Origin of the sequence: Cellulosimicrobium sp. PMB13 (assembly GCF_051294865.1) — a bacterium.
GTDB lineage: Bacteria > Actinomycetota > Actinomycetes > Actinomycetales > Cellulomonadaceae > Cellulosimicrobium.
The window spans coordinates 4,106,109-4,132,016 of the sequence record NZ_CP145910.1 but is presented as its reverse complement, the minus strand read 5'-3'; the positions used below and the strand labels follow the sequence as shown (position 1 = coordinate 4,132,016).

The 25,908-nt window shown below is 72.6% G+C and carries 21 protein-coding genes; 10 read left to right on the top strand and 11 right to left on the bottom strand.

All coding sequences use genetic code 11. The annotated features are described in order from the left end of the window. Positions 1–36: 36 nt before the first annotated feature. Genes V5D56_RS18445 through V5D56_RS18435 form a run of 3 tightly spaced genes read right to left on the bottom strand, consistent with a single transcriptional unit; the run spans position 37 to position 4,009 of the window. Complete coding sequence (locus V5D56_RS18445; protein WP_435736719.1) at positions 37–1,554, bottom strand: glycosyltransferase; 1,518 nt, start codon at positions 1,552–1,554, stop codon at positions 37–39. Continuing rightward, entirely contained in the window at positions 1,554–3,062 is a 1,509-nt protein-coding gene (locus V5D56_RS18440; RefSeq protein WP_435736718.1) for a glycosyltransferase family 4 protein, read from the bottom strand. Before V5D56_RS18440 ends, V5D56_RS18445 begins: the two co-directional genes overlap by 1 nt. Next, a complete protein-coding gene (locus tag V5D56_RS18435; protein ID WP_435736717.1) occupies positions 3,059–4,009 on the bottom strand; it encodes an FkbM family methyltransferase in 951 nt (316 codons plus the stop codon). The genes V5D56_RS18440 and V5D56_RS18435 overlap by 4 nt, the downstream gene beginning before the upstream one ends. A 107-nt stretch (positions 4,010–4,116) precedes the next feature. Here V5D56_RS18435 and V5D56_RS18430 point away from each other — a divergent pair, with 107 nt between their 5' ends. From V5D56_RS18430 to V5D56_RS18420, 3 genes are read left to right on the top strand one after another with little or no spacing between them, the layout of a single operon-like run. After that, positions 4,117–5,103: a GDP-mannose 4,6-dehydratase gene (locus V5D56_RS18430; RefSeq protein WP_435736716.1), complete on the top strand. Its 987-nt coding sequence runs from the start codon at positions 4,117–4,119 to the stop codon at positions 5,101–5,103. A 5-nt stretch (positions 5,104–5,108) separates the two neighbouring features. Next, a complete protein-coding gene (locus V5D56_RS18425; RefSeq protein WP_435736715.1) occupies positions 5,109–6,077 on the top strand; it encodes a GDP-mannose 4,6-dehydratase in 969 nt (322 codons plus the stop codon). A 7-nt stretch (positions 6,078–6,084) separates the two neighbouring features. Continuing rightward, positions 6,085–8,571 carry a glycosyltransferase gene (locus V5D56_RS18420; protein WP_435736714.1) on the top strand — a complete coding sequence of 829 codons (2,487 nt, stop codon included), beginning with the start codon at positions 6,085–6,087 and terminating at the stop codon, positions 8,569–8,571. A 56-nt stretch (positions 8,572–8,627) separates the two neighbouring features. On the opposite strand, the gene V5D56_RS18415 is transcribed toward V5D56_RS18420, so the two are convergent. The 5 genes from V5D56_RS18415 to V5D56_RS18395 are packed head-to-tail and all read right to left on the bottom strand — an operon-like array spanning position 8,628 to position 15,563. Then, positions 8,628–11,012 carry a glycosyltransferase family 4 protein gene (locus tag V5D56_RS18415; RefSeq protein WP_435736713.1) on the bottom strand — a complete coding sequence of 795 codons (2,385 nt, stop codon included), beginning with the start codon at positions 11,010–11,012 and terminating at the stop codon, positions 8,628–8,630. Positions 11,013–11,046: 34 nt separating this feature from the next. After that, positions 11,047–12,057 carry a glycosyltransferase family 2 protein gene (locus tag V5D56_RS18410; RefSeq protein ID WP_435736712.1) on the bottom strand — a complete coding sequence of 337 codons (1,011 nt, stop codon included), beginning with the start codon at positions 12,055–12,057 and terminating at the stop codon, positions 11,047–11,049. Further along, positions 12,054–13,178, bottom strand: coding sequence for a glycosyltransferase family 4 protein (locus V5D56_RS18405; RefSeq protein ID WP_435736711.1), 1,125 nt, complete (start codon positions 13,176–13,178; stop codon positions 12,054–12,056). The genes V5D56_RS18410 and V5D56_RS18405 overlap by 4 nt, the downstream gene beginning before the upstream one ends. Positions 13,179–13,188: 10 nt before the next feature. Then, positions 13,189–14,505 carry a lipopolysaccharide biosynthesis protein gene (locus V5D56_RS18400; RefSeq protein ID WP_435736710.1) on the bottom strand — a complete coding sequence of 439 codons (1,317 nt, stop codon included), beginning with the start codon at positions 14,503–14,505 and terminating at the stop codon, positions 13,189–13,191. Further along, a complete protein-coding gene (locus V5D56_RS18395) occupies positions 14,502–15,563 on the bottom strand; it encodes a glycosyltransferase (RefSeq protein WP_435736709.1) in 1,062 nt (353 codons plus the stop codon). Before V5D56_RS18395 ends, V5D56_RS18400 begins: the two co-directional genes overlap by 4 nt. Before the next feature lie 70 nt (positions 15,564–15,633). Between V5D56_RS18395 and V5D56_RS18390 the strand changes: the two genes are divergently transcribed. From V5D56_RS18390 to V5D56_RS18370, 5 genes are all read left to right on the top strand, one after another. Beyond that, positions 15,634–16,728, top strand: coding sequence for a UDP-N-acetylglucosamine 2-epimerase (locus tag V5D56_RS18390; RefSeq protein ID WP_435736708.1), 1,095 nt, complete (start codon positions 15,634–15,636; stop codon positions 16,726–16,728). A gap of 89 nt (positions 16,729–16,817) precedes the next feature. After that, positions 16,818–17,531, top strand: a complete 714-nt coding sequence (locus V5D56_RS18385; protein ID WP_435739077.1) for a glycosyltransferase family 2 protein — start codon at positions 16,818–16,820, stop codon at positions 17,529–17,531. Beyond that, positions 17,528–17,965 (top strand): DUF2304 family protein, encoded by a 438-nt coding sequence (locus V5D56_RS18380; protein WP_435736707.1) that lies wholly within the window; start codon positions 17,528–17,530, stop codon positions 17,963–17,965. The genes V5D56_RS18385 and V5D56_RS18380 overlap by 4 nt, the downstream gene beginning before the upstream one ends. Continuing rightward, a complete protein-coding gene (locus V5D56_RS18375) occupies positions 17,962–19,557 on the top strand; it encodes a DUF2142 domain-containing protein (protein ID WP_435736706.1) in 1,596 nt (531 codons plus the stop codon). Before V5D56_RS18380 ends, V5D56_RS18375 begins: the two co-directional genes overlap by 4 nt. A gap of 122 nt (positions 19,558–19,679) precedes the next feature. After that, entirely contained in the window at positions 19,680–20,759 is a 1,080-nt protein-coding gene (locus V5D56_RS18370; RefSeq protein ID WP_435736705.1) for a glycosyltransferase family 2 protein, read from the top strand. On the opposite strand, the gene V5D56_RS18365 is transcribed toward V5D56_RS18370, so the two are convergent. Together V5D56_RS18365 and V5D56_RS18360 are read right to left on the bottom strand one after the other, a co-directional pair. Beyond that, entirely contained in the window at positions 20,700–21,671 is a 972-nt protein-coding gene (locus V5D56_RS18365) for a lysylphosphatidylglycerol synthase transmembrane domain-containing protein (protein ID WP_435736704.1), read from the bottom strand. The genes V5D56_RS18370 and V5D56_RS18365 overlap by 60 nt on opposite strands. Beyond that, a complete protein-coding gene (locus V5D56_RS18360) occupies positions 21,668–22,564 on the bottom strand; it encodes an NAD-dependent epimerase/dehydratase family protein (RefSeq protein WP_435736703.1) in 897 nt (298 codons plus the stop codon). Before V5D56_RS18360 ends, V5D56_RS18365 begins: the two co-directional genes overlap by 4 nt. A gap of 20 nt (positions 22,565–22,584) precedes the next feature. Here V5D56_RS18360 and V5D56_RS18355 point away from each other — a divergent pair, with 20 nt between their 5' ends. Next, positions 22,585–23,871: a glycosyltransferase gene (locus V5D56_RS18355; RefSeq protein WP_435736702.1), complete on the top strand. Its 1,287-nt coding sequence runs from the start codon at positions 22,585–22,587 to the stop codon at positions 23,869–23,871. A gap of 159 nt (positions 23,872–24,030) precedes the next feature. Further along, the gene (locus V5D56_RS18350) at positions 24,031–25,164 is read left to right on the top strand and encodes a glycosyltransferase family 4 protein (protein ID WP_435736701.1); all 1,134 of its coding nucleotides are present in this window, start codon (positions 24,031–24,033) and stop codon (positions 25,162–25,164) included. Here the strand turns inward: V5D56_RS18350 and V5D56_RS18345 are convergent. Then, positions 25,142–25,759: a dTDP-4-dehydrorhamnose 3,5-epimerase family protein gene (locus V5D56_RS18345; RefSeq protein WP_435736700.1), complete on the bottom strand. Its 618-nt coding sequence runs from the start codon at positions 25,757–25,759 to the stop codon at positions 25,142–25,144. The genes V5D56_RS18350 and V5D56_RS18345 overlap by 23 nt on opposite strands. Positions 25,760–25,908 lie beyond the last annotated feature (149 nt).

Sequence of the window (25,908 nt, the reverse complement as noted above, 5' to 3'; positions counted from 1 at the left end):
GGGAGGGTCGCCCAAGAGTAGTCGTGCCGTCCGGCGTCAACGGGCCGGGGGAGCGCCCTCCACGAGGAAGCGCCACACATCCTCCGCATACTCGTCCCACGTGCGGATCGGGCGCGCGGCCGCCTCGGCACGGAGCCGGAGGAGCGTGGCGTCGTCGGCGAGCAGGGCCCGCATGCCGTCTCGCAGCGAGACGTCGTCGCGAGGGTCGACCAGGAGGGCCCCGCCACCGTCGGCGATCTCGGCCATGCTACCGAACGCCGAGGTGACCGCCGGCGTCCCGACGGCGAGCGACTCCGCGACGGGCAGCCCGTAGCCCTCGTTGAGCGAGGGGAACACCGTGAAGCGGGCGAGCCGGTAGGCGGCCCAGAGGAGCCGGTCCGGAATACGGGACGCCGACTCCACCGGCAGTCCCTGCTCCTGGAGGCGGCGCAGCCGCTGGGTGAAGTCCTCGCTGCGCCACGCGTTGCCGCCGATGAACGTGAGCGAGAACTCGTTGCCCTCGCGCCACAGGACCTCGGCCGCGTGCAGCACCGCCCGGTGGTTCTTGCGCGGTTCGTGGCTCCCGACGACCAGCACGAGGGGCAGCGTGCCGACGACGAAACGCTCGGACGCGTCCGCGAGGTCGCTCTCAGTTGACGGCGGCGCCTCAGCCGGCAGGGGCACGGGCTCGATCGCCGGTCCATCATGGCCCGCCGCAGCGAGCATGGTCCGCCACCCCGCGTACTCCACGGCAGCAGCGCGCGAGATCGGTGCGACCCGCGCGCCGTGCCGCAGCACGGTCATCGCGCCGGCAAACGCACCCGGCATGCCTGGCGCCGTCGTCTCCCCGGTGGTGAGCGGGATGAGGTCGAAGCCGATGGCCGTGAACTCGCCGCCCGAGAAGCGTGCCAGCGTCCGCAGGCGCTCGGTCCTCGCCTGGTCGATCGCGAGCTCGGGCAGGACGTAGGTGGTCCGCCACGGTACGACGAAGGTCAGTTCTGTGTCGGGGTGGTCGTCCTCCGTGGCGGCCGCCGCACGGACGATGCGGTCGTGCTCCGCAGGCGTCAGCTCTCTGACGGCGTCGAGGTCGGCGCTCCACGAGACGAGCACGACGTCGTGCGTCAGCCATCGCCGGGTCGATTCCCGGGCCACCCGCTGGATCCCTGTCATGAGAGTGGTCGACGCGGTGTGCGCGACGTCCACGACGGTGCGCTGCGACTCGACCCTGACGTGTCGGCGAGCCGACTCTGTGGTGGTGAGCTGAGCGAGCCGACGCACGAGCGCGGACGGGTCCGACTCGCTCGCCCGCGCCGTCTCGACGACGGTCGTGTCGTCCGGCAGGGTCGCGGAGAGGACGGCGAGGGCCAGCCAGACCTGTGACGGATCGGTCATCTCGACGATCCTCCCGACGGCCTCACGAACTGCTGCGGGGGAGGCCTCCGGAACTTCTGCTGCGGTGTCGAGAGCCGCCGCGAGGATCGGGACCCGGCGGGACCACGCGGCGATGATGTCGGGGTCGAGGTGCGGTGCGGCGTGGGCGGACCGTCGCCAGGTCCGAGGTCTCGTCGGCGTCATCAGTGCTCCCCCTTCGGCGGCTCCGCTCCTGTCAGGAAGTCCCACAGGTCGGCGGCGTAGTCGTCCCACGTCCGTTCCGGACGGTTCCGCGCCTCGCCCTTGAGCCGCTCCCGCAGGTCCCCGTCGGTCACGAGCCTGCGCAGTCCTTCGGTCACCTGGTCGTCGTCGCGGGGATCGACCAGCACGCATCCGCCGTCGGCGGCGACCTCGGCCTGGCTGCCGTAGGCGGTCGTCAGCACGGGGGTGCCCACCGAGAGCGCCTCGGCGATCGGGAGGCCGTAGCCCTCGTGGAGCGAGACGAACGCCACTGCGTCGGCCGCGCGCAGCTCGTCCCACAGGACCTGCTCGCTGACCCGGCCCAGCTCGACGAGCGGTCGGCCCTCGGCACGGAGCCGCGCGGTGGCGTCGCCCAGCGGCTCGTCGGACCAGCCGAACCCGCCGACGAGGCGGAGCTCGAAGTCCACGCCCTCGCGCCACAGCCGCTCGGCGGCGTGGACGACGGCGCGGTGGTTCTTGTGCGGTTCGCGCGTACCGGTGCAGAGCACGACGGGGCGCGCGGAGGCGTGGCGCGCGCGGCCGGAGTCCGGCATCGGTGAGGAGATGGCCGGCAGCTGGACCTCCTCCACGTGCGGTCCGACGAGACCCTGCGCCGGGAGAGCCTCCACGAAACCGCGGAACTCCGCCGTCGCGGAGCGGCTGATGCACGCGACGCGCTCGGCGTGCTTGACCACGTGCAGGAGCCCCGCCGTCCCGTTCGCCTCGCCCCACGGACGCAGGTCCGCGCTCGTGATGGGAATGAGGTCGTAGCCCACCAGCCCCACCGTGCTGCCCGACCATCGAGCGAGCGTCGCGAGGACGTCGCTCGCGGCCCCGACGGGCACGTCGGGGAGCAGGATCCGTGTGTGCCAGGGGACCACGATCGTGTGGACGTAGTCCGACTCCGGCTCGAGCAGGGGATCGTCCTGGCCGAACGACAGCACGCGGGCCTTCTCGCGGGGCGCCAGGGTGCGCAGCGCGGCGTTGTCGTCGCCCCACGCGGTGAGGGTGACCTCGTGGTGGTCGGCCCACCGCGGTACCGTCTCGCGCACCACGCGCTGGATGCCGGTGTGATGGTCGTGGCGAGCGCTGTAGTTCACCTCGACGACCGCCGAGCGGACGATGATCATCGGTCCGTCGGCGTGCCGCGCGGGGTTGCGCATCGCCGTGGCCAGGAGATCCGCCTCGACGGCCTCAGGGGCGTCGAGCTCGAGCGAGCGTCGGAAGGCGACGAACTCGTCCGACGTGGGGTACCTCGCGAACACCGCGACGAGCACGAGCCAGCGGACGTCGTCCCCGGCCTCGTCGTGCCGCGCCGCAGCGACGAGGAGCGGGAGCAGCTCCGCCGCCGTGGTCCCGGGCGGCCCGTCGACCGGGCCACCGTCGGACCCGAGGACGATCTCGGCCGCGCTCGCGAGCCGGTGGTCGAGCGCGTCCAGGTAGCGCGCGGCCCCGGACGCGGCTGAGGTCACGAACCCTTCCTCGCGGCCAGCCGGCGGACGAGGCGCAGGGGTCGTGTGACCCGCCACGACAAGGTCCGCCGCATCGCCTCGAGCTCCTGGCGCGCGGACTCGTCGACGGCCGGCTGACGAGCCTGCGCCTCGGCCCACTGCACCAGCGCCTGGTTGCGCCAGTGCACGAGCTGGCGTGACACGTCGGAGACCTGGTTCGACTTGTCACCGAGCTCGCGGGCGTAGTTGGACTGCGCCTCGACCAGCGTGTACGGGGTGTAGTCGTCCAGCGCGCAGGCCGGGTACGAGAGCTTCGACCGCAGCGCGTCCGCCCGTTCGCTGGCGACGTAGAAGCGCGAGATGCCGTCGAAGAGGCAGAACTCGTATCCCGCCTCCAGGATCCCTGGCTCCCAGACGTCGTGCGTCGGGGTGGTCGACAAGGGGGCCGTCGACTCGATGACCAGCACCCACGGCCGCCAGTGGGTCAGGTCGATGCTCGAGAGGACGTCGGCCTCGGCGCCCTCGACGTCGACGAGGAGGAAGTGGATGTCGCGGGGCTCCCATCCCGTGCTCTCGAGCAGGGCGTCGAGCCGCCGGGCCTCGACGGTGACGTCCTCGTGAGCGAACCCCGCCTCCGCGTGGCGTGCGCTCACGTCGTCCACGAGGGTGGACAGGCCGCTGTCCGGGATGAGGTGCAGGGTGATCTCGTCGACGTCGGCAGACGTCACCGCGACCTGCGCCTGGATGTCTCGAGGACGCTCGCGCCGATGGGCCTCCACGTAGGCAGGGACAGGCTCGACCGTCAGGCCGCACCATCCCCTCTCGTAGAAGGTGCGGCTCACCGAGTGGCGCAGGGGTTCGTTGGCACCCACCTCCACGTAACGACCGCCGTGGACATGGCCGAGCGCGCGCCAGAGCACCACGTCCTCGTGGTTCTGCGCGTACGAGATGAGGGGACCGTCGGGCATGGGCGTCAGCATATCCACGACGAACGGCTCGCCGTGCACGCCTCGGCGCGGGTCCTGCGCCCTCGGCTACGCTTGCTCGGTCCCCGAAACCGATCAGACGAGGAACCATGGCACGCGCGCTCATCACCGGCATCACCGGCCAGGACGGTCTGTACCTCTCGGAGCTGCTGCTCTCGAAGGGTTACGAGGTCTACGGGCTCATCCGTGGACAGAACAACCCGAAGCTCGACCTGGTCCGCGAGACCGTGCCGGACGTGAAGCTCGTGACCGGTGACCTCACGGACCTCTCGTCGCTCCTGCGTGCGCTCCAGGTCGCCCAGCCCGACGAGGTCTACAACCTGGGCGCGATCTCGTTCGTGGCGTACTCGTGGGAGAACGCCACGCTGACGAGCGACGTCACCGGCAAGGGTGTGCTCAACATCCTCGAGGCCGTGCGCCTCTACTCGAACGACGACCCGTCGAAGGTCCGCTTCTACCAGGCGTCGAGCTCGGAGATGTTCGGCAAGGTCCAGGAGGTCCCGCAGCGCGAGTCGACCCTCCTCTGGCCGCGCTCGCCCTACGGCGTCGCGAAGGTCTTCGGTCACTACATGACCATCAACTACCGCGAGTCGTACGGCATGCACGCCTCCAGCGGCATCCTCTTCAACCACGAGTCCCCGCGCCGCGGCCCCGAGTTCGTCACGCGCAAGGTGACGCAGGCGGTCGCGCGGATCAAGCTCGGTCTCCAGGACGACCTCGTCCTCGGGAACCTCGACGCGAAGCGCGACTGGGGCTTCGCCGGGGACTACGTCGAGGCGATGTGGCGCATGCTCCAGCAGCCGGAGGCCGACGACTACGTCGTCGCCACGGGCGAGACGCACTCGATCCGCGACCTGCTCGACCACGCCTTCTCCCACGTCGGGATCGAGGACTGGTCCGGCTACGTGAAGCAGGACCCGCGGTTCATGCGTCCTGCCGAGGTCGAGCTGCTCATCGGCGACCCGGCCAAGGCGCACGAGAAGCTCGGCTGGGAGCGCAAGGTCGACTTCCCGGGCCTCGTGGGCATGATGGTCGAGAACGACCTCCGGGAGCAGTCCGAGCACGCCGGTCGGTGACGGGGATGACGACAGCCCTCGTGACCGGCGTCACCGGTCAGGACGGCTCCTACCTCGCCGAGCGTCTTCTGGCAGAGGGCGTCGAGGTCCACGGGATCGTGCACTCGGCGTCGACCCCGGCCGGTGGCCCGGCGGTCCCGGAGGGCGTCGTGGTCCACGTCGGCGACCTCCGGGACGGTGAGGGCGTCGCCCGCATCGTCGACGACGTCCGGCCGGACGAGATCTACAACCTGGGCGGCATCAGCTCGGTCGCCTACTCGTGGGACCACCCGGTGGAGACCGGCAGCGTGAGCGGGCTCGGGGCCGTGGCCCTGTTCGAGGCCGCGCGCCGGGCGCAGGACGCGTCCGGTCGGCCGGTGCGCGTGGTGCAGGCGTCGAGCGCGGAGATCTTCGGGTCCCCCGACCGCACGCCCCAGGACGAGCAGACCTCGGTCCGTCCGCTGTCGCCGTACGGCGCGGCCAAGGCCTACGCGCACCAGTCGGCGGCGGTCTACCGCAGCCGTGGTCTCGCCGTCTCCACGTGCGTGCTGTACAACCACGAGTCGCCGCGGCGGCCCGAGTCCTTCGTGACCCGCAAGATCACCGCGGCCGCCGCGCGGATCGCGCGGGACGGCGGAGGGGTCGTGACCCTCGGGCGGCTCGACGTCCGCCGGGACTGGGGCTGGGCGCCGGACTACGTGGACGCCATGGTGCGCGCCGTCCGGCACGCGGAGGCCGACGACTACGTCGTCGCGACGGGCACGACGCACTCGGTGGAGGACTTCGTCCGGGTGGCGCTCCAGCGCGCCGGGATCGAGGACTGGCGCTCGCACGTCGAGGTCGACCAGCGCTTCGTCCGGCCCGCGGACGCCGCCGAGCAGGTGGGCGACGCCTCGAGAGCACGCACCGTCCTGGGCTGGGAGCCCACCGTAGGATTCGACGACATCGTGGGGCGGATGGTCGACCACGACATCGCCCTCGCAGGGAAGGGCTGACGCCGACGTGAACGAGCCGACAGTGCGCGACGGTGTTGTCTCCGTCGTCCTGGTCAACTACAAGGGCGCGGACGACACGATCACGTGCCTCCGGGCGTTCGACGAGGTGGACTGGCCGCGCGAGCGGCTCGAGCTGATCGTCGTCGACAACGACTCGCAGGACGGCAGCGCCGAGCGGATCCGTGCGGCGGTGCCGCACGCGAAGGTCGTGGAGTCGGGAGGCAACCTCGGCTTCGCCGGCGGGTGCAACACCGGTGTCGCGCACGCCACCGGCCAGTGGGTGGGCTTCATCAACAACGACGCCCGTCCCGGCCCGGGGTGGATCACGGCGGCGGTCGAGGCGATGAGCGCCGACCCGTCGATCGGCGCCGTCGCCTCGAAGGTCCTCGACTGGGAGGGCAAGCTCGTCGACTACGTCGACGGGTCGCTCACCTGGTACGGCATGGGCTACAAGCGCGAGGCGGAGTGGCCCGACTCTCCGGAGTACGACGTGCCGAAGGACGTCCTGTTCGGGACCGGCGCGGCGATGTTCGTGCCGACGGCGCTCTACCGCGAGATCGGCGGGTTCGACGAGCGGTTCTTCATGTTCTACGAGGACGTGGACCTCGGCTGGCGTCTGAACCTCCTCGGTTACCGCGTGCGGTACGTCCCGGGGTCCGTGGCGTACCACAAGCACCACGTCACGATGAAGAAGTTCGGGAACTACCGGGAGTCCTACCTCCTGGAGCGCAACGCGCTGCTCTCGATGTACAAGAACCTCGACGACGAGTCGCTCGCGCGCGCCCTCCCGGCCGCGATGGCGCTCGCCGTCCGGCGGTCGGTCGCCCGCACCGGCACGGACGCCACGATGCTGGACCTCCAGCGGTCACCGGGCGGCGACGACGTCGGCACCGTCGAGATCGAGAAGATGGCGCTCACCGGGCCGCTGGCCATCGACTACTTCGTCGAGCAGCTCCCGTCGCTCGCGGAGTCGCGCCGCGAGCTGCAGGCGCGGCGCAGACGCTCGGACCGCGAGCTCTTCCCGCTCTTCCGGCACGCGATCGAGCCGGCCTACGCCATCGAGAGCTACCTGACGGCGCACTCCGACCTCGTCGAGGCGTTCGGGATCGACGAGCACTTCGTGTCGCGGCAGCGCGTGCTCGTCGTGACCGGTGAGCCCCTCCTGGAGCGGATGGCGGGGCCGGCGATCCGTGCGTGGGAGATCGCGCACGCGCTCGCCCCGGTCGCCGAGGTCCGGCTCCTGTCCACGGCCGGCGTCAAGGTGGAGTCTCCGGAGTTCGACGTCGTGCACGCGCACGGCCGCGAGCTGCGCAAGCAGACCGACTGGGCGGACGTCATCGTCTTCCAGGGCTTCCTCCTGGAGGGCGCGCCCTGGCTCAAGGAGAGCTCGAAGATCCTCGTCGCCGACGTCTACGACCCGATGCACCTCGAGCAGCTCGAGCAGGCGAAGGACCTCGGTCCGAGCGGTCGTGACCGGTCCATCCGGGAGACGACGCGCGTGCTCAACGAGCAGCTCGCGCGCGCGGACTTCGTCCTGTGCGCCTCCGAGAAGCAGCGCGACTTCTGGCTCGGTCAGATGGCCGGTCAGGGCCGGGTGAACGCAGCGGTCTACGACGAGGACGAGAGCCTCGACTCGCTCATCGCTGTCGTCCCGTTCGGCATCGCCGACGAGAACCCCGTGCAGCGTCGCCACGCCATCAAGGGCACCGTCCCCGGCATCGGTCCGGACGACAAGGTCATCCTCTGGGGCGGCGGCGTCTACAACTGGTTCGACCCGCTGACCCTCGTGCGCGCGGTGGACCGGCTGCGTCGTCGCCGCCCGGAGGTACGCCTGTACTTCCTCGGGCTCAAGCACCCCAACCCCGGTGTGCCGGACATGCGGATCGCCTGGGAGCTCCAGCAGCTCTCCGACGAGCTCGGCCTGACAGGCAAGCACATCTTCTTCAACGAGGGGTGGGTCCCGTACGGCGAACGGGCCGACTACCTGCTCGACGCGGACCTGGGGGTGTCGACGCACTTCCACCACGTCGAGACGGCGTTCAGCTTCCGCACGCGCATCCTCGACTACCTCTGGGCCGAGCTGCCGATCGTCGCGACGAGCGGTGACACCTTCGGCGGCCTCATCACCGAGCACGGCCTGGGTGCCGCGGTGCCTCCCGAGGACGTCGAGGCGCTCGAGTCAGCGCTCGAGACCTACCTCTTCGACGACGCGGCGATCGCGGAGGCGCGGGAGAACGTCAAGAGCTTCGCCGAGTCGTACCGCTGGGCGGAGGTGCTGCGCCCGCTCGTCGACTTCTGCCGGTTCCCCCGCCGCGCGGCCGACCTCCACTACGACCTGGGCGAGCCGGAGACCGTGGCCCGCGGCTTCGAGCGCCGTGGCGGGCTGCGCGCGGACCTCGCGCTGGCCCGGGACTACCTGCGCGCCGGAGGGATCGGCGAGGTCGCCCGACGTGCCGGCGGGCGCGTGCGCAGGGCCATCAGCCCTTCCTCCTGACCGGACGGAAGCCCGACGGGACGACGAGGGCGGGTGCGGCAACGCCGCACCCGCCCTCAGCGCGTGAACGGGAGGGAGCCGCGCAGCGCCCGCCCGCGACGCGCGACGACGTCGCGCAACGACGTGAGCCGCTGGTCGAGGTTCCGGCTCGCCCCGTGCAGCCCGGCCAGGTGCTCGGCCATCCGCCGTCCCGCCACCTCGGGCGAGTGAAGGGTCCGGATGTCCTCCGCCGCTCGTCGACCGACCCCCCGTGCGCGCTCCGGGTCGTCGACCACGGTCCGCATGTGCGCCGCCGCGGCGGTGACGTCGGGCTCCGCCCACGGGCTCCCCGCGGGATACGGGTCGGCGCCCTCGGGGATCGGCGTGCTCGTCCACGGCACGAGGAACGAGTTCTGCTCGGTCATGAACTGCATGTCGCCCGAGTACGCGGTGGCGATGACCGGCCGGCCCCAGGCCATCGCCTCGGCGATGGTCAGGCCCAGTCCCTCGGACCGGTGGAGCGAGACGTAGCAGGCGCAGCGAGCGGCTAGCGCGTCCCGCTCCGCAGCGGAGAGGTATCCCTCGAGCAGCACGACGTCCGGGTCGTCGGCGACGAGGAGCCGAAGTCGTTCGGCGTCGGCCGGTCGCTTGTCGGCGTTGATCGTCTTGAGCACCAGCACCGGTCCCTCGCCCGGTCCGAAGGCCGTCCGGAACGCGTCGACGACCGCCCAGGGGTTCTTGCGCTCCACCGTGCTGAGGTAGTCGAAGGCGAAGAGGAAGTAGGGGCGGTCGAGCGGGATACCGAGACCCTCGGGCAGCGAGGGCCGCTCCGGCGACCGCTGCGGCAGCGGCGGAGGCATGGTGACGACCGGTACGGGCGCGGCGGCGGCGATCGCGTCGCGCACGAAGTCCGTCGCCGTCCACACCTCGTCGACGTGGTCGAAGGCCGGCGCGTAGGACGCCGGGAAGGCCTCGACCTCCCAGTACCACATGCCGATGCGCCGGGACCCGGCGGTGAGCGTCGCGACCGCCGCCGCGATCTCCGGGGTCTGGTCGGCGTTGACGCAGAGCAGCGTGACGTCGAACACCTCGTTGTCCCGGGACGCCTCGAAAGTGGCCGACGTGCGGCTCTGGAGGTTCCGTGCCACGGGGACGGTGGAGTGGCGCACGCCGCCGGCGGTCAGCGCCTGCTCCACGAGGCGCGCCGACTCGCCGACCCCGAGCTCGCCCGCGAGGTACCCGACGAGGTTGACCCCGTGCGGGTACTGGCCCTGCTGACGCAGCGGAACGGCCCGATGGGCACGGGCCGTCGCGCTGGCGGCGGCTCGCATCAGGTCGGGGTCGTAGGCCGCCTCGCCGACTCCGCTCGCCAGCGCCCAGTCGACCAGCGCGGGCGTGTCGGGACCCGGGACCAGCGGGAACGCCGCGCGCAGGTCGTCGCGGTCGTCGTACGCCGCGGCGAGGTAGCGGGCGACGCCGGCGTCGTGACCGGTCGGCAGCACGTCGAGCAGCCACGCCGTGAGCGCCGTCGCGGACCCGTCGGCGAAGAGGTCCGGGAACGAGCCGCCCTCGGAGGCGGTGCGCCGGAGGACGAGGCGCAGGTGCCGGTGGAGCGGGATGCCCGATGCGGTCGTGGAGAACCGCCGGGTGGCCGGGTGCACGTCCCGCCCGCGCTCCTCGGCCTCGGTAGCGCACCGGTGCGCGAGGGCGGGGTGCTCGCTGAGCAGCAGCATCGGCGGGTCGTCGCTCCGGACGTCGAAGAGCCAGGGCCGAGCGGGATCGAGGCCGCCGAGGTCGAGTGCCACGACGCCCCGCCCGTCACGGCGCAGGGCGGTGCCGTCCTCGTCGAAGCCTGCCGAAGGAGGCGTGTTCCAACGGGTGACGAGCACCGCGTCGTCGCGCACGACGGTCACCGGCACCGCCATCGCGAAGAGGTCGAGCGCGGCGTCGCCCACCTCCCACGACTCGAGCAGGCGGACGAGCGACGGGAGCGAGGGCAGGATCACCGGCCCGAGCGCGATCAGGTCGCTCACCAGGCGCGGCCGCGGGACGAGCGACGACGCGGAGTCCTCGGGTCCACGGCCGAGAGGGGCGGTCGCCCGGGGGAGGGCCACGAACCCGGTCTCCTCGACGCGCCCCGTGAACCTCGCGGGAGAGGAGAGCAGGACGACGCCCGCGGCGACCACGAGCACCTCACGGCCGGCGGCGAGCAGCTCCGCGGCGAGGCGTACGCCGAGGAGCCGCACGAGCTGCTCCTCCTCGAGCAGCGCTGCCCACCGGTGCAGCTCTGCGCCCGGCACGACGTCCTCCGGACGCCGCACCTCCTCGTCGCGGACGGGCTCGTAGCCCTCGTCCACGGCGAGGACGACGACGGGGCTGCTCGGGTCGACGCGCCCGACGGACCGGACGGTCGCGCGGGCCGCGGCGTTCGTGGATGCGGTGGCGACGACGACGACGGTCACACGGCCTCCTGGTGCTGGACGGAAGGATCAGAGCCTAGTCGGGCGGGCGGGGAGCGGTGGGGCGGGCACCCTGCGCCGTCGCGACGCGGAACACCTCGGCCCGGGTGCGGCGCGCTCCGCGCCAGAGGCTCCGCCGCTCGCGCCACGTGGTCGGCGCGCGGCGGACGGCGTCGACCACGGCGCGACGGCGGGCGGCGGTCACGGCGGGCCGCTCCGAGCGGCGGACGCTGTGCACGACCGCCGCGGCGACCTGGCGCACGGTGGAGCGCACCACCACGGCCGGCGGCGCGTGCCGGCCGAGCACGACGAGGGAGTTGCGCGTGTTGTAGTAGCGGAACAGCGGGCTCGCCGCGTCGCTGCTCGCAGCGTGGTGGTGATGGGCGACCGCGGTCGCGCAGTAGCGCACGGTCCAGCCTCGGGCGCGCAGCCGCCACGAGAGGTCGGTGTCCTCGTAGTACAGGAACAGCCACGGGTCGAACGACCCGACGTGCCGGAGGGCGGCGGCCCGCAGGAGCGCCGCGCCACCGCAGAACCCGAAGACGTCGGGGTCGGGGTCGATCGTGCCGTCCACGGCCAGCCAGTCCCGGTCTCCGCCGGCGCCGTCGGGCCGCACGACGTTGCCCGTCGAGTTGACGAGCGTCCGGCCGAGCGTGTCGGGCTCCGTGAGGAGGATCCGCGCGGTCACGGCGCCGACGGCGGGCTCGGCGTCGGCGACCTCGACCATCCTCCGTACGGCGTCCGGCTCGAACCGGGCGTCGTTGTTGAGCAGCACGGCGTACTCGGCGTCGAGGTCCCGGAGACCGAGCTCCGCCCCTCCGGCGAAGCCCAGGTTCTCGGGGCTCGCGACCACCCGGACCGTCGGGAACTCGGCCGCGAGCATCGCGGGCGTCCCGTCCGACGAGCCGTTGTCCACGACCAGGACGTCGAGCTCCCCGTCGGCGAGGTCCTGGGCGAGCAGCGAGGGCAGCGACTCGCGCAGCAGCTCCGCGCCGTTCCAGGTGACCACGACGGCCCGCACGCGCGGCGTCGTCGCCGGGGCGCTCACGCGGCCGCCTCGAGCGCGTCCCGGTACGCCTCGGCGTGCGCGGCGGCCGAGCGCTCCCACGTGTACCGGGCGGCGTTCTCCACCGCGGCGCGGGAGAGCACGTCGTGCCCGTCGCCGGCCGCGCGCTCGATCCCCGCGGCGATCGCGTCCGGGTCGGCCGGGTCGACGAGGACCACACCGTCGCCACCCACCTCCGCCATCGACGTCCCGCGCGACGTGACGACCGGCGTGCCGTGCGACTGGGCCTCGAGCACCGGCATGCCGAACCCCTCCCACCACGACGGGAACGCGAAGACCCGCGCGGACGCGTACGCGAGGTGGAGGTCGTGCACGCTGAGCGGTCCGAGGAGGTGGACCCGTCCGGGCGGCAGGAGCGCGAGCCGGGACGCGACCTCGCGCTCGGCATCGCCCCAGCCCGGAGGGCCGGCCAGGACGAGGTCGAGGTCCGTGCCTTGGCCGACCAGGTCCCGGTAGGCGTCCACGAGCCCCGTGACGTTCTTTCGCGGCTCGAGCGCACCGCACCAGAGCACGAACGGACGGTCGAGGCCGTGCCGCTGCCGGAAGGAGCGGGCCTGCTCCGCGGTGACCCGCGGGCCCTCCGCGCCGTGCGGGATCACGCGGACACGCTCGGCGTCGACGCCCGCCTCGATGCAGTCCTGCCGCGTCGCCTCGGACGGCGTGACGACGACGTCGGCCTCCCGGCGCACGACGGCGAGCCCACGCTCGAAGAACTCGACGCCGCGGGCGGTGAAGTGTTCCGGGGCACGGCGGAACGCGAGGTCGTGCACGGTGACGACCAGGGGCGCCGTCCGCGGCGGGACGGCCCAGGTGGTGGCGTGGACCACGTCGGGCCGCGGACCCGGGACGCGCGGGCGACGCCAGCGGGACCACGCCTCGTAGAGCACGGGGCGCGGGAGGACCGATCGGTGGACCGGCATCGCGGGCGGGAGCCCGCGGTCGTCGGCCGGACCGCGCGCCCGGGCGCCGGCGACGACGACGTCGTCACGCTCCCAGAGGCCCCGGGACAGCTCGCGCACGTAGGTCCCGGAACCGCCCGGTACCGGCTGCCAGAGCTGTTCGACGGTGAGCGTGACGCGCAGTCTCGCGGGGTGGGGAGGCACGCGATGCAGCCTAGACGCTGCCGGTCGCCGGGCGCGGCGCCGCCGTCACGAGTCCCGTCGAGAGCCGCCACAGGGTCACGGCCGCGACGAGCGCGCCCGTCAACGGTCCGACGACCGCGCCGACCACCGCGGACGGGACGAGGTCGAGCGGGCTCAGCAGGAGCCACAGCGCGGTCGACACCGCTCCCGTCGCCCAGACGACGACGACCCAGCGGTAGCTCCCGAACGCGATGAGGGCGGCGGACATGAGCTGGAGGCCGGCGAGGAGGCACGCCGAGAAGACCAGGCCCGCGATGGCGGCGGGAGCGATCACGTAGTCCGCGCCGTAGGCGAGCCGCACGGCCCACGGACCGAGGAACCAGGCACCCGTCGCGAGGGCCGCGCCCACGACGAGCGTCGCGGCCACGCCGAGGAGGAGGAACCGGCGCGCGCGAGCCGTGCCCCCGCCCGAGTGGCGCCACCGCACGATGGCGGGCACGGCGAGGGCCTGGAGCGGCGCGACGAAGAGCAGCGGCACGCGCGAGACGGTGAGCGCGGCGAAGACCGTGCCGCCCGCCGCGCCGAGCTCCCCGCCCGAGAAGGCCGTCACCATCGTGGGGTACCCGGTGATCATGCTCGCCGTCAGGCCCGCGGCGAGCATGAGCGAGCCTGCGCGCGCACCGGAGGCGGACCACGACGCACGCCCGTCGTCCGTACCCGTGGTCGTACCCCTGCCCGGGTCCGTGGCCGGGCCGGACGCCGGACGGCGGAGCTGCCGGGCGTACACGAGCCAGGCGTACGACCCAACGACCACCGCGGCGGCTGCGGTGCCGAGGGTCAGACCGATGGTGGCCCAGAGCGCCAGCAGGACGACGAGGCGCGAGACGGCCTCGAGGATCACGAGCACGCTGTAGCGGCGGACCTGCCCGCTCCCCACGAGGATGCCGCGGACCGTGAACTGCACGGCGAAGCCGAGGACCGCGACGAGGACCAGGACCCCGAGCCGGCTGCCGGCGTCGCCGTAGAGGCGCAGAGCGACCGGCGGCAGGAGCGTGAGCGCCGCGGCGGTCGCCGCGATGACGGCCGCTGTCGCCGCCACGCGGCGGATCGGCGCCCGCGCGCTGGTGCCCGGTTCCGCCGCCTGCCGAGCGGCCTCCTGCTCGATGGTGGACAACGAGCCGGCGAGCCCGAAGAGCACGCCCCAGAACGAGACGAACAGGCCGAACTCCGCCGGGCTGAGCGCACGACCGACGACAGCGAGCAGGAGGTAGCCGACGACGCTCGAGATCGCGATCGCGACGCCCACGCTGAGGACGCGCGTGCTCCCCCCGCCGCGTGCCGGGCTCACGCCCGCGAGCCGCGGGACCGCAGCGCGTGCCGGGTCGCCAGGAAGAAGCCGCGGAGCACGCCCGCGCCGAAGAGCGCCACGAACGCGGGGGTCAGCGCCGCGGCGGCACGCACCTCTGCGCCCTTGCCGCCCGACGCCGCGACGACGGCGGGCACCAGCACCCAGACGGCCCCCAGCCCGACGACGCCGAGCACCGGTCTGGCGACCGTGAGCGCGACCAGGCCCGCCCCGCTGACCGTCGCCGCGACGAGCAGGCCGCCGAGCAGCCGTGACTGGCCGAGATAGCTGTCCACGAAGGTGGTCCCGCGGAAGTAGGCCTGCCGGCGGAAGCCCGAGACGCCCGACTTGCCGTGGTAGGTGAACGCGAAGTCCGGCGAGAGCCAGATACGCCGCTCGGCGGCGGCCCGGCGCAGAAGCCGGGTGTCGTCGCTCGCGAGATGGTGCGACTCGAACAGCGAGTCGAACGACGCCGCGAGCTCGAGGAAGTGCTCGCGCTCGAGGAGGAGGCACGTCGTGCCCTTGGGGTAGAGGTCGAAGTCGTCGGCCCCGAACGACACGAGGCGGGGGCGTGAGAAGTACCGACGCCAGCCGACCTTGGCGAGGCCGGACCAGAAGGCGGCCGTCGGGTTGCCCCGGGTCTCGACGTCGACGTGGCCGCACCACACGGTGGCCTCGGGCCTGGCGGGCAGGTTCTCGACCATCCAGGCCAGCGAGTCCTCGCCGACGAGCACGCGCGAGTCGAGCATGAGGACCCAGCGGTTCCGGGCCGCGCGGGCGCCGGCCGTCCGAGCAGCCATCCGCCCCGAGTTGGGCTGGCTGAGGCGGCGGACGCGCGCGTCGGCCGCCGCCAGCTCGTCGACGACGCCGGCCGTGCCGTCGGTGCTCCCGTCGTCCACCACGACCACCTCCGCCCGCACGCCGGCGCGGTCCACGGCGGCGAGCACCGCACCGACCGAGCGTCGGATCCACGTCTCCTCGTCGTAGACGGGGATCACGACGCTCAGGTCCGTCAACGGGGCGCCCGCCGTCGGCGCGAGATCGGGCAGGGGAGTGGTCACGCGCATAGGCTAGCCGCCCTCCGTGCGCCTGTAGGCTGGCGCGACGTCACGCGGAGGGACCCTGGCTACGTTGATCGCCTTCATCGTCGGCACCACTGCCGAGCTCATCAAGATCGCCCCCGTCTACCACGAGCTCGGCTCCCGGGGCCGGTCGGCGGAGATCTGGTACACCGGACAGCACGTCAACGAGCTGCCCGGCGTCCTCGCCGACCTGCACCTCCCGGAGCCGGCCGTGTGGCTGGTCCCCGAGGAGGGGGCCACGAACCTCGCCCGGACCGCGCAGGTGCCGGGGTGGGTGCTCCGTCTGGCCCGCACCGTGCTCTCGCGCCGCGGCGAGCTGCGCGCGCGGCTGCGGGCCGACGGCGGTGCGCCGGTCGTGCTCGTGCACGGCGACACCTTCACCACGCTCTTCGGCGCGGTGATCGGCCGGGTGCTCGGCGCACGCGTGGGGCACGTCGAGGCCGGGCTGCGCAGCGGGCACCTCCTCCACCCGTTCCCCGAGGAGATCAACCGCAAGCTCACCGCCCGGTTGGCGCACGTGCACTTCGCTCCCGGCGAGGTCGAGGCGAAGAACCTCGCCGGGCGGAGAGGCGTCGTCGTCACGGGGGGGAACACGGTCATCGACGCGGTGCGGGCGGCGCTCGCGGAGGACGTCGTGGGTACGTCCCTGCAGCTGCCGGAGCGGTACGGGCTCGCGACCCTGCACCGGTTCGAGCTGGTCCGGGACAGGGACGCCTACGCGGCGGCGCTCGCCGTCCTGCGGGAGCACGCGTCACGGGTCCCGATCGTGTACTTCGCCGGGGAGTCCGAGAAGGCGCGTCTCATCGAGTACGGATTGACCGAGGTGTTCGACGGCGAGCACCTGCTCCTGCGGGACAAGCTCCGCTACGTCGAGTTCCTGCCCGTGCTCTCGGGGGCCGAGTTCGTCGTGACGGACAGCGGCGGCGTCCAGGAGGAGTGCGCCCACCTCGGCATCCCGTGCGCGGTGCACCGCCTGAAGACGGAGCGGCACCAGGGGCTGGGCGCCAACGTCGTGCTCACCGAGATGGACCGCGCGCGGCTGGCCGCGTTCCTCGAGCACGTCGAGGACTACCGGACCGGTGACACGTCCGACTCGGCACGCCCGAGCGCGGTCGTCGCGGACACCGTGGAGAGCATGATCTGACAGCGGCCCGTCCTCGGGCGCTGGTGGGCCGGGTGACGGTGCGGGCAGCGGTAGGATGCACCCTCGTGACCGCCCCCTCGCCGCCGCGCATGCTGGTGATCCTGCCCGCGTGGAACGAGGAGGAAGCCCTGCCAGGTGTGCTGGTCGACCTCCGCGCGCGCCTCGCGGGGGCCGACATCCTGGTCGTCAACGACGGCTCGACGGACGCCACCGGCCGCGTCGCACGACAGGGCGGGGCCATGGTGCTCGACCTCCCGCTCAACCTCGGTGTCGGCGGTGCCATGCGGGCCGGCTACAAGTTCGCGCGCAACGAGGGCTACGACATCGCGGTACAGCTCGACGCGGACGGCCAGCACGACCCGGCCGAGGTCCCCAAGCTCGTGGACACCCTGGCCGCCGAGGGAGCCGATGTGGTGATCGGCGCACGGTTCGCAGGCACGGGGTCCTACGCGGTCCGGGGACCCCGCCGCTGGGCGATGCGGCTGCTCTCCCTCGTCCTGTCGCGGGTCGCCGGGACGCGCCTGACCGACACGACGTCGGGCTTCAAGGCCTCGAACCGTCGCGCCGTCGAGCTGTTCGCGCGCGAGTACCCCGCCGAGTACCTCGGCGACACGGTGGAGTCCCTCGTCATCGCCGCACGCGCCGGCCTCACGGTGCGACAGGTCGGTGTCTCGATGCGCGCGCGCGCCGGCGGGACGCCGTCGCACAACGCCGCGAAGGCGGCGCTCTTCCTCGCGCGCGCGATGCTCGCGCTCCTCATCGCGCTGACGCGCCCCGTCACACCCGAGGTCGAGGCCCGATGAACACGTACTATCTCGCGCTCGCCGTCGTCGTCGCCCTCGTCATCTTCCTCGTCGTGCTGCTGCGGACGCGCCGCCTCAAGGAGAAGTACGCGGCGGCGTGGCTGCTGCTCGCCGTCGCGGTGTCCGTCGTCGGGGCGTTCCCGAGCGTGGTGTCGACGATCGCCGCCGTGCTGGGGGTGGCGACGCCGAGCAACCTGCTGTTCGCCGCGGCGCTCGCCGTGCTCCTCGGCGTGTGCATCCAGCTCAGCGTCGAGCTGACGACGCTGGAGGAGGAGACGCGCACCCTCGCCGAGGAGCTGGCGATGCTCCGCCTCGACCTGGAGAGGCGGACGGGCACCGGGGTGACCCCTCCGTCGGCGCCGTCCACGGGCGCGGTCGACGTCACCTCCTCCTCCGCCTCCTCGGCGCCGAGCGCCGCCGAGACCGGGGCATGAGCGTGGAGCAGGAGGCCACGGACCTGCCGGAGACGGCGGCTCCGAGCACGGTGCGGTCCCGACGGGCGGCGGGTGCCGCCGCGGCACCGCTGGTCGGACTCCTGCTGTTCGTGGTCTTCCTCACGTCCTGGGCGTTGGCCTCTCCCGTGGGCTCGAGCCCCGACGAGGACTACCACCTGGCGAGCATCTGGTGCGCACAGGGCGACCGTGACGGAGCATGCGTCGTCGACGGCGACGGCGAGGGCGCCGACGCCACGTACGCCGTCCCGGCCGACGTGCGCAACGCTCCGTGCTTCGCGTTCGACCCCGCCGAGTCGGCGGCCTGCCAGCGTGCCGACGAAACGGGGATGGTCGAGACCGAACGCGGGAACTTCGGGGCGCACGCTGGCGACTATCCGCCGGTCTTCTACGCGACCATGAGCCTCTTCGTCGGTCCGGACCTCGAGCGTTCGGTCCTCGTGATGCGGCTGGTCAACGTGCTGATCGCCGCGGCGATGCTCGCCGCCACCTACGTCGCGAGCTCCGTCCGGGTGCGCCGAGGGGTCGTGGCGACGGTCGGCGTGACCCTGGTCCCTCTCGGCGCGTTCATCGTCCCCTCGATCAACCCGAGCAGCTGGGCGGTGACGTCGGCGCTCACGCTGTTCTTCGGGGTGCTCGGGTTCCTGACCGCGAAGGACCGGTGGCGGGCGGTCGCGCTGGCCCTGGTGTCCGTAGTCTCTCTGGTGCTCGCCGCCGGGTCCCGGGCGGACGCGTCCGTCTACTCGATCGTCGGGATCGGGGCAGCCGTCGTCACCGCGCTCTCGGTCACCGGCCTCACTCGTCGGGCACTCGTCCGGCTGCCGCTGCCGGTGGCGCTCGCCGCGGTCGCGGCGTGGAGCTACGGCGCCGCGGGCCAGGCGGTCGGTGGTGGCGAGACCGTCCGAGCGAGCGTCGGCGACTTCGTCCTCGTGGCATGGGACGCGCTCGGCTACTGGGTCGGTGCCCTGGGGATGAGCCCGCTCGGATGGCTCGACACCTCCCTGCCCGCCGTCGTGTGGGTGCTCGTCACCGCCTGCTTCTTCGCCGTCGTGTTCGTCGCCCTCGCTGATGTCGGCGTCTGGCGCGGCGCGATGGTGGCCGGCGTGGCGCTCGCCGCGGTCCTGGTCCCCACCTACATCGAGGCGACGTCCGCGAGTCCTGCCGGCAGCGTGCAGGCGCGCTACCTGTATCCGCTGCTGATCCTCCTCGCGGCCGTCGCGACGACGAGCACGGAGCGTGAGCGGAGGGACTTCCGGCTGACGACCGTCCAGCGATGGGTGGTCGTGCTCGCGGTGAGCACAGCGGGCGCCGTTGCCCTGTACACGAACGTGCGGCGCTACGTGACGGGCGACGACGTCATCCACCTGCGGCTCACACCCGCCGAGTGGTGGTGGGAGGGGCTCCCGGTCTCACCCGACCTGGTCGTCCTCGCGGGGTCCGCGGCCCTCCTCGTCGCGCTCGCGACGGCGTCGCGCGTCCTCGTGATGACCCGCACGGACACGCCCCACCGTGAGCCTGACGCGGACTCGGGTGCCGGACGGACTACCGCGGAGTCGAGTTCCGTCGCGGCGTAGGCACGCCGTCAGGCAGAGTCCACGTCGGCACGACGGCTGGTCGTCGGTCGTGCCTCCGAGCCAGTCGGAGACGCGGAGGACGGTAGGATCGAGGCCGTCCACTTCTCGATCGGAAAGCCGTCATGAAACTCTTCGTCCAGATCCCGTGCCTCAACGAGGAGGAGACCCTGCCGCTCGTGCTCGCGTCGATCCCACGGGAGATCGAGGGCATCGACGAGGTCGAGATCCTCGTGATCGACGACGGCTCGACCGATCGTACCGTCGAGGTCGCCCGTCGTCTCGGTGTCACCCACATCGTCCGGCACACACGGAACATGGGCCTCGCGCGGTCGTTCCGCGACGGCGTGGACTACGCCCTCAAGCACGGGGCGGACATCGTCGTCAACACCGACGGCGACAACCAGTACCCCCAGGAGTCGATCACCGAGCTCGTCGCTCCTCTCCTGCGCGGCGAGGCGGACATCGCGATCGGTGACCGTCAGACGGCGACGATCGCGCACTTCTCTCCCTTCAAGAGGTTCATGCAGCGCGTCGGCAGCGACGTGGTCAACAAGGCAGCAGGCACTGACCTGCCGGACGCGGCGAGCGGGTTCCGCGCCTACTCCCGTGCGTCCCTGTACCGGCTGAACATCGTCACCGAGTTCAGCTACTGCATGGAGACGATCATCCAGGCGGGCAACAAGCGCCTGCGCATCGCGAGCGTCCCGATCACCACGAACGCGAAGACGCGCGAGTCCCGGCTGTTCAAGAACATCGGCCACCACATGGCCAAGTCCGGGCAGGCGATCATGAGGAGCTACCTCATGTTCAAGCCGCACGTGGTATTCGTGTCCCTGGGGTCCTTGTTCCTCCTCGCCGGCATCGTCCCGTTCATCCGCTTCTTCGTCCTGTGGATGATGGGTAGCGCCGGCGGGCACGTCCAGTCGCTCATCTTCGGCACGGCGATGCTCGTCGGCGCACTGCTCTGCTTCGCGCTGCTCGTGATCGCGGACCTGCTCAAGACCAACCGTGCCCTCATGGAGGACACGCTCGAGCGGCTCAAGGAGATCCAGTACCGTCCCGGTGCCGGCAGCTCGGGTGCGACGGCCGACGAGGTCCTGGCGGCCGCCCTCGCCGACAGCCTGGTCTCGACGCCCGACGCGTCAGGTGCGCTCCGCGATCCGCGGATGCCGCGCGAGCAGCACGCCGACGAGCGCCGCTAGCGCGTCGACCAGGGTCAGCAGCGCACGGCTGACGATCGCGAGCACCAGCGCGTCGGCTGAGGTGAGCGCACCGCTGAAGGCGACGACGAGAGCCGCCTCGCGCGCTCCCACGCCCGCGGGTGCCAGGAAGAAGAGGAACCCGACGAGCCAGGCGAAGGCGAAGGCACCCGTCGAGAGCAGGAGGCTCGGGGCGTCGTCGGGCGAGCCGGCATCCAGGTCCTGCAGGATGAGCCAGGTGTGGGCGCCGAACGCGAGCCACATGGCGAGCGACCAGCAGGCCGCCTCGACGAGGCCCCGCCAGGAGAGCTCGGGCGCCGTGTACGTGCGGCGTGTCGCGCGTGCGACCAGGGTGAGGACCCGCGAGAGCACGGGAGGGGTCAGGAGCGCCGCACCCGCGGGCACGAGGGCCAGCAGGTACCAATAGGTGCGCACCCCTCCCGGGGTCGCCGTGATGAGGGTCGCTGCGGCGACGCACGCGCTCGTGACCACTCCGACCGCCATCGCGACCAGCGACCCGGTTGCGCTCGTCGACCGGGAGATGCCCCGGCGCCGTGTCATCTCCATCTGGGTCACGACGGGCCAGATGCTCCCCGGGAGGTACTTGCCGATCTGCGAGACGAAGAAGATCCGGACCGACCACAAGGCGGGTAGCGGTGCCCCGACGCCCTTCATCGAGCTCGACCACGCACCGGTGTTGAGACAGAGCGCGACGCACCCCAGCAAGAAGGCTCCGACCAGCGTCGTCCACTGCAGGCGGGACGCGGCCTCGAGGAACTCGTCCTTCTGCCTCCAGACCGCGACGGCGAGCAGAGCGGTCGCGAGCACGGCGAACACGCCGTTGATCCATCGCTTGCGCACGTCCGAGCGTGCGACCGTCTCGGTGGGCGCGAGCTGCTCGTCGGCCCCGGTCACTCGTCGCGCTCGCCGTCGAGGATCCACTCCCACATGGCCTTCGTCCCTGTCGCGAGCGGTGTGCTCGGAATCCACCCGACGGCTTCACGAGCCGCCGAGACGTCGAGCCACACCCTGTCGGCGTCGAACGAGCGCGCCGGGTCGATCTCGACCTGCGGTACCTGTTCCCCGGCGACCTCCCGCACGACGGCGAGGACCTCGGCGAGCGTGGTGGGCACGCCGGAGCCGAGGTTGAGGACGGCGGGCAGCGCCGGGGCGGCGTGGAGCCGAGCGAGACCGTCGACGAGGTCGTCGATGAAGACGTAGTCCCGGACCGAGCGGAGGTCGCCGAAGACGTGCACGGTCCGCCCCGCGGCGACCGCGCGCAGCCAGTGTCCGAGCACGCCCTGTCCTGGTGCCGTCCGCTGGCCGGGCCCATAGGCGTTGGACACACGGACGGCGACCGATCCCGGGGGAGCGAGCTCGTGCAGGTCCTCCTCGAGGACAGCCTTCGCCCGCCCGTACGCGGTGGTGGGCCGCACCGTGACGGACTCGGTGAAGGGGGGCGCGCCCGCGTCGCCGTAGACGGTTCCCCCGGAGCTGAGCAGCACGACGCGGCTCGTCGAGCCCTCCGCGCGCAACCCGGTGAGCAGGTCCCGGAACGCCATCCGGTCCGAGTGCACCAGCTCCGGGTGGCGCTCGGCGATCTGCGGGTTGATCGTCGAGGCGCACCAGTAGATCGTCGAGTCGTGTGCCGCCGCCGACCAGGTCGAGGTACCTGGTTCGAGCGGGAACGAGCGTGTGACATCGCTCACCTCGTACCCGTCTGCGACGAGCTTTCGCGCGAGAGCGCGCCCGATGAACCCCCGCGCACCGACGATCACGGCTCTGCGGGTGTGGGATGCTTCAGACATGCTCCTCCAGATGGACGTCCATGAAGAACGGTAGCCCACGTCTTCTCGTGCTCGGGTCCACGTTCCCGGGACGAGCAGACGACGGAACGCCCGCCTTCGTCCGGGATCTGGCCATCGAGATGTCGTCGACGTTCGACGTCCGAGTCGTGACCCCGAGCGTTCCGGGGAGCGCGGGGGCAGAACGTGTCGACGGTGTCGACGTCCGCCGGTTCCGCTTCTTCCCGCGGCGGTGGGAGGACCTCGCCGACGGTGCGATCATCGAGAACCTGCGCGCCCGACCGAGTCGTTGGCTGCAGGTGATCCCGTTCCTCGTCGCCGAGGCGGTCGCAGTGAGGCGTCACGTGCGCGAATTCCGGCCGGACGTCGTCCACGCCCACTGGATCATCCCGCAGGGTCTCGTCGCGACCCTGGCGGCCCCGCGGGTCCCTCGCGTCGTCACCACCCTGGGCGGTGACCTCTACGCTCTCAGGTCTCGCCCGCTCACTCGTCTGAAGTCGTTCGTCGTGCGGCGGGCCTCGCGCGTGACCGTGATGAACGCCGAGATGGCGACGATCGTGCGCGAGCTCGGGGCCCAGGAAGTCCTGACGCGGCCGATGGGGGCGGACACGGGTCTCTTCGCGCGTGTCGCGCGGTCCCGACGACCGGTGCCCGGGACGTTGCGTCTCCTGTTCGTCGGCCGGCTGGTCGAGAAGAAGGGGCTCGCCGTGCTCGTCGACGCGCTGCGCGGCCTGGGCCGCGAGGATCTCCAGCTCTCGGTCGTCGGCGACGGTCCGCTGCGTGCCGACCTCGAGGGTGCGGCCGCGGGGCTCCCGGTGACCTTCCTCGGTCAGCTCGGCAGGGCCGACCTCGCGCAGGTCTACGCCGAGCACGACGTGATCGTGGTGCCGTCGGTGCACGCCGGCTCGGGTGACAAGGACGGCCTTCCGGTCGCTCTGCTGGAGGCGATGGCGGCGGGCTGTGCGGTCGTCGCGTCGGACCTGCCCGGGATCAACGAGGCGGTCCGTCCCGGGGTGGACGGCGTGCTTGTCCCCAGCGGTGACGAGGCGGCCCTCGGCGCGGCACTGGCGTCACTGGCCGACGGGAGGGCGTGGTGCGACGAGCTCGGGGAACGAGCGGCGGCGCGTGCCGACGAGTTCTCCCTCCGGCGCGTCGGTGGCCGGTACGCCGAGATGCTCCTCGCCGTCGCAGGGCGGGCGCAAGCACGTCCTGCAGAGCTTGCAACGGCCCACGAGGAGCGCGACGGCGCCGAGACCCTCGAAGGCCTCGTCTCCGTCGTGCCGAGCGGGTCCGGTCCTCGCGCGACCTGACGGGCGAGCCACCCGCACCCCGCCCGTCCGCCGCGCGTGTCCCGACGGCCAGGCCGTCGTCGCACGGAGACGGTTCCCGCCGGGTTCGGCCTCCGCGGTTGTTAGGGTCTGTCCGACTCTCCGCCGCGACGAGAGCCTTCCCTCGGATCGGAGCAGCCTGTGCGAGTACTCCTTGACGCGACCGCAGTCCCCGCCGACCGCGGGGGCGTCGGCCGCTACGTCGACGAGCTCGTCCCCGAGCTCGTCGCGGCAGGCGTGGACCTGGTCCTCGCCGTGCAGCAGCGCGACGTCGACCTCTTCGCGCGGGTCGCGCCCGCTGCGGACCTCGTGCCGGCGCCGTCCGCCGTCGCGCGTCGCGCGACCCGCATGGCCTGGGAGCAGTCCGGCCTGCCGGCGCTCGTACGCTCGGTGCGCCCCGACGTCGTGCACTCGCCGCACTACACGCTGCCTCTCGTCACGGGAGCGCCGACCGTGGTCACCCTGCACGACGCCACGTTCTTCACGACGCCGGAGCTGCACCTGCGGTCCAAGGCCGTCTTCTTCCGCAACGCCATCAGGCTCGCGTCCCGTCGTGCGGACGCGCTCGTCGTGCCGTCCCGCGCCACACGGGACGAGGTCGTCCGGCTCGTCGGCGCCGACGCCGAGAAGTTCTTCGTCGCCTACCACGGCGTGGACCACGCACGGTTCCACCCGACGAGCACCGACGAGCGTGAGCGGGTGCGTCGCACGCTCGACGTCGGCGACGCCCCCTACGTCGGCTTCCTGGGCACGCTCGAGCCCCGCAAGAACGTCCCCGCGCTCGTCCGGGGCTGGGTCGAGGCGTGCGCCGGGCTCGAGAACCCTCCTGCTCTCGTCCTCGCGGGCGGCCGCGGGTGGGACGACCGCATCGACGCCGAGGTGGCGCGCGTCCCGGAGCACCTGACGGTGCGGCGGCCGGGGTACCTCCCGCTCGACGACCTGCCGGGCTTCCTCGGCGGGGCGAGCGTGCTCGCCTACCCGAGCCTCGGGGAGGGTTTCGGGCTGCCGGTGCTCGAGGCGATGGCCTGCCGCGCGACCGTGCTCACGACGCGCGAGCTCTCGCTGCCGGAGGTCGGCGGCGACGCCGTCGCGTACTGCGGGACGGCCGACACCTCCATCGCGCGCGAGCTCGGCTCGCTGCTGGCCGACGACGAGCGCCGTGCGCGCCTCGCCGTCGCGGCGGCGGCGCGGGCGCAGGAGTTCACGTGGGCCGCCGCGGCCCGCGTCCACGTCGAGGCGTACGAGGCCGCGGTCAGGCGCGCAGGGAGGCGATGAACTCCTCGACGGCCGCCGCCGTCGGGAGCAGGCCCTGCTCGGCCGCCTCGTGCAGCCCAGGCGCTGCCTCGTCCTTCGCGGAGAGCTGGTGCGTGAGGGGCGAGCCGTCGCGTGCCGTCGTCGGCCACTCGATGCCGACCGCCGGGTCGAGCGGGTGGATCCCGTGCTCACGGCCGGGCGCGTAGCCCGTCGAGCACAGGTACAGGACCGTCGAGTCGTCCTCGAGCGAGAGGAAGGCGTGCCCGAGCCCTTCGCCGAGGTAGATGGCACGACGGTCCACGTCGTCCAGCAGGACCGAGTCCCACTGCCCGAACGTCGGCGAGCCGACGCGGACGTCCACGACCACGTCGAGCACGGCGCCCCGGGCGCACGTCACGTACTTGGCCTGTCCCGGCGGGACGTCGGCGAAGTGGATCCCCCGCAGGACCCCCGCGGCGGAGACCGAGCAGTTCGCCTGCTGCAGGTCGAGCGGGTGGCCCACCGCCTCGGCGAACGGCCCGGACTTGAACCACTCGAGGAAGACCCCTCGCGGGTCGCCGTGCTGCTGCGGCGTGATCTCCCACGCACCGGGGACGGCGAGCTCGCGGAACTGCATGGAGGTGCTCCTCTTCGGACGTCGTGGCGGACCGCGCCACGGACGTCACGCGGCGGGCCCTTAGGATCTTACGGTGCCCCGACCGGGGCGCGCGGCCTCCCGCACGACAGGGGCGGGCGCACCTCAGCACCGACCGCCGTGCGTGGTCG

Excerpts from the sequence above, each read along its gene's own strand:
- V5D56_RS18370 (WP_435736705.1), top strand. The coding sequence starts at position 19,680 with ATGAAACTCTTCGTCCAGATCCCGTGCCTCAACGAGGAGGAGACCCTG.
- V5D56_RS18385 (WP_435739077.1), top strand. The coding sequence starts at position 16,818 with ATGCTGGTGATCCTGCCCGCGTGGAACGAGGAGGAAGCCCTGCCAGGT.
- V5D56_RS18435 (WP_435736717.1), bottom strand. The coding sequence starts at position 4,009 with ATGCCCGACGGTCCCCTCATCTCGTACGCGCAGAACCACGAGGACGTG.
- V5D56_RS18360 (WP_435736703.1), bottom strand. The coding sequence starts at position 22,564 with ATGTCTGAAGCATCCCACACCCGCAGAGCCGTGATCGTCGGTGCGCGG.
- V5D56_RS18445 (WP_435736719.1), bottom strand. The coding sequence starts at position 1,554 with ATGACGCCGACGAGACCTCGGACCTGGCGACGGTCCGCCCACGCCGCA.
- V5D56_RS18380 (WP_435736707.1), top strand. The coding sequence starts at position 17,528 with ATGAACACGTACTATCTCGCGCTCGCCGTCGTCGTCGCCCTCGTCATC.
- V5D56_RS18345 (WP_435736700.1), bottom strand. The coding sequence starts at position 25,759 with ATGCAGTTCCGCGAGCTCGCCGTCCCCGGTGCGTGGGAGATCACGCCG.
- V5D56_RS18375 (WP_435736706.1), top strand. The coding sequence starts at position 17,962 with ATGAGCGTGGAGCAGGAGGCCACGGACCTGCCGGAGACGGCGGCTCCG.
- V5D56_RS18355 (WP_435736702.1), top strand. The coding sequence starts at position 22,585 with ATGAAGAACGGTAGCCCACGTCTTCTCGTGCTCGGGTCCACGTTCCCG.
- V5D56_RS18425 (WP_435736715.1), top strand. The coding sequence starts at position 5,109 with ATGACGACAGCCCTCGTGACCGGCGTCACCGGTCAGGACGGCTCCTAC.
- V5D56_RS18430 (WP_435736716.1), top strand. The coding sequence starts at position 4,117 with ATGGCACGCGCGCTCATCACCGGCATCACCGGCCAGGACGGTCTGTAC.